The following is a 3,137-nucleotide window of genomic DNA, read 5'->3' on the forward strand; positions in this document are numbered from 1 at the left end:
ACGCCCCCCGCGCCCGGCCCCGTCTCCCCCTCGGCCCCGCCGTCGGGGCCGCCCCGCACCGCCCGGACCGGCTTCGCCGCCGCCGGCGGCACCGGCGGCACCGGTGACCACGAAGCCCGGATCTCGATCCGCGTCGACGGCTCGCGGTCCCGCAGCCCGCCGAAGTAGTGCGACCCGGCCCGCGTGACCGTCCCGCTCGGCGCCTCGTACGGCACGCGCCGGGCCTCCAGGGCGCCGGTGAGCCAGGACCAGCACACTTCGGGCAGCAGTGGGTCCGCCGCCATCTCCGGCTCCAGGTCCGCGTGCACGAGCGTCACGAGCCGGAACGTCCCGCCCCAGGCCTCGTGCCCGGCGGGGTCGTGCAGCAGGATGAGCCGCCCGTCGGCCAGTTCCTGGTCGTCGACGACGACCGCGGCCTCCAGCGCGTACGAGTAGGGGGCGAGCCGCTGGGGCGGCGGCGTCGCGTCGAGCTCGATCTCCGGCCGCAGGCGCACTCCTTGCAGCCCGGCGACCGCTTGCCGGAAGACGGACGGGGAGTCCTCCCCATCCTCGTCGTCCGGACCGTCCGAGAGGTGTCCCTGCGCCGCAGCCATGCCCGGAAGACTAGGCGGAAGGGAGCGCGGTTCCGGGTAGGGACACCCACATGGGCGGGTCACTCGTTCGGCCCGTGCGAAGATTTGGGGCATGAGTGAGCGCAGGGATGCCGGCCAGCCCGCCGGCCAGCAGCAGACCGGCCGCACGGCGGCGTACGACTCGGCGTTCCTGAGGGCGTGCCGGCGCGAGCCGGTGCCGCACACGCCGGTGTGGTTCATGCGGCAGGCCGGACGGTCCCTGCCGGAGTACCGCAAGGTGCGCGAGGGCATCCCGATGCTGGAGTCCTGCATGCGGCCGGAGCTGGTCACCGAGATCACCCTGCAGCCCGTGCGCCGCCACAACGTGGACGCCGCGATCTTCTTCAGCGACATCGTGGTGCCGCTGAAGGCCGTCGGCATCGACCTCGACATCAAGCCGGGCGTCGGCCCGGTCGTCGCCGAGCCGATCCGTACCCGCGCCGACCTGGACCGGCTGCGCCCGCTGGAGGCCTCCGACGTCTCCTACGTCACCGAGGCCGTCGGCATGCTGACCGCCGAGCTGGGCGCGACCCCGCTCATCGGCTTCGCCGGCGCGCCGTTCACGCTCGCGAGCTACCTCATCGAGGGCGGCCCCTCGCGGACGTACGAGAACACCAAGGCCATGATGTACGGCGACCCGGAGCTGTGGGCCGACCTCGTCGACCGCCTCGCCGGCATCACGTCCGCCTTCCTGGACGTGCAGATCCGGGCGGGCGCCTCGGCCGTCCAGCTCTTCGACTCCTGGGCGGGCGCCCTCGCCCCGTCCGAGTACCGCCGCTACGTCATGCCGGCCTCGGCCAAGGTCTTCGACGCGGTCGCCCACCACGGCGTGCCCCGCATCCACTTCGGCGTGGGCACCGGCGAGCTCCTCGGCCTGATGGGCGAGGCCGGCGCGGACGTCGTCGGCGTGGACTGGCGCGTCCCGATGGACGAGGCCGCCCGCCGCGTCGGCCCGGGCAAGGCCCTGCAGGGCAACCTGGACCCGGCCGTCCTCTTCGCCGGCCACGAGGCCGTGGAGCTGAAGGCCCGTGAGGTCCTGGACGCGGCGTCCGGCCTGGAGGGCCACGTCTTCAACCTGGGCCACGGCGTCCTGCCGAACACGAACCCGGACGCGCTGACGCGCCTGGTGGAGTACGTGCACGGGCAGACGGCGCGCTAGGGCACCTGCGGACAGGGCAGGCAGAACAGGACAGGCAGGGCAGACAGGACAGACAGGACAGCGGACATACGAGAGCGGGGGGCCAGGACGGCCGCCCGCTCTCGTACGATCCCCCGCTCGGTCGCTTACTCGCCCAGCGCCGGGTAGTCCGTGTAGCCCTTGGCGCCTTCGCCGCCGTAGAAGGTCGCACGGTCCGCGGCGTTGAACGGGCCTCCGGCCGCGAGGCGGGCCGGCAGGTCGGGGTTGGCGAGGAAGAGCTGCCCGTAGCTGATGACGTCGGCGGTGCCGTCCTCGATGAGCGCGAGGGCGTCCGGGCCGGTGGGGCCGTCGGTGCGGGCGTTGAGGATCAGGACCCCGGAGAAGCGCTTGCGCAGCTCCGAGGTGAGCTCGCGGATCTCGGCCCCCTCCATGATGTGCAGGTAGGCCAGGCCCAGCGGCTCCAGGGCGTCGATCAGCGCGGTGTACGTCTCCTCGGCGTCGGGCTCCTCGATCGAGTGCAGCGGGTTGGCCGGGGAGATCCGCAGGCCGGTCCGGGCGGCCCCGATCTCGGCGACGACGGCGCGGGTGACCTCGACGGCGAAGCGGATGCGGTTCCCGACGCTGCCGCCCCACTCGTCCGTGCGGTGGTTCGAGCCGGGCGCGAGGAACTGGTGGATCAGGTAGCCGTTGGCACCGTGCAGCTCGACGCCGTCGAAGCCGGCCTCGATCGCGTTGCGCGCGGCGGCGGCGAAGTCGGCGACGGTGGCGCGCACCTCCTCGCCCGTGAGCTCGCGGGGGGTGACGAAGTCCTTCATGCCCTCGGGGGTGAAGGTGGCACCCACGGCGGCGACCGCGGAGGGGCCGACCGGCGTCAGGCCCTCGGGGAGCAGCACCGGGTGGCCGATGCGGCCGGTGTGCATGAGCTGCGCGAAGATCCGGCCGCCCTTGGCGTGCACCGCGTCGGTGACCTTGCGCCACGAGGCGACCTGCTCGTCGCTGTGCAGGCCCGGGGTCCAGGGGTAGCCCTGGCCGACGACGGACGGCTGGACGCCCTCGGTGATGATCAGGCCGGCCGAGGCGCGCTGCGCGTAGTACTCGGCGGTCAGATCGGTGGCGGTGCCGCCCTCGCCGGCGCGGCTGCGGGTCATCGGCGCCATGGCTATGCGGTTGGAGAGTCGGACGCCGGCGAGGTCGATCGGGTCGAAAGCGGTGGTCATGGCTGTCCCCTCGATGAATCATCGACAGATAGTTGGCCGACCATTATTGGTCGGCCAATCATTGGCTCGGACGCCACTGTAGCGCATTACTTGGCCGACCAACATAATGGGGAGGGAGACCCGCGAGACCCCCTCCGCCGGCCCTTCCGCCCCGCCGGCCCTGTCTCTTAT

At 72.9% G+C, this 3,137-nt stretch carries 3 protein-coding genes; 1 reads left to right on the forward strand and 2 read right to left on the reverse strand.

Annotated elements, in window-relative coordinates; genetic code table 11:
• A partial coding sequence (locus ACSNOG_RS32275) for a DUF3000 domain-containing protein (RefSeq protein ID WP_436756256.1) occupies positions 1 to 593 on the reverse strand: 593 nt, incomplete at its 3' end.
• 91 nt (positions 594 to 684) lie between these two features.
• Between ACSNOG_RS32275 and hemE the strand changes: the two genes are divergently transcribed.
• A complete protein-coding gene (gene hemE, locus ACSNOG_RS32280; protein ID WP_436756257.1) occupies positions 685 to 1,770 on the forward strand; it encodes a uroporphyrinogen decarboxylase in 1,086 nt (361 codons plus the stop codon).
• 125 nt (positions 1,771 to 1,895) lie between these two features.
• Here the strand turns inward: hemE and ACSNOG_RS32285 are convergent, their stop codons facing one another.
• Complete coding sequence (locus tag ACSNOG_RS32285; RefSeq protein ID WP_436756258.1) at positions 1,896 to 2,966, reverse strand: alkene reductase; 1,071 nt, start codon at positions 2,964 to 2,966, stop codon at positions 1,896 to 1,898.
• Between the last annotated feature and the right edge of the window lie 171 nt (positions 2,967 to 3,137).

The sequence above is a fragment of the Streptomyces sp. URMC 124 genome (genome assembly GCF_051386455.1).
Lineage (GTDB): Bacteria > Actinomycetota > Actinomycetes > Streptomycetales > Streptomycetaceae > Streptomyces.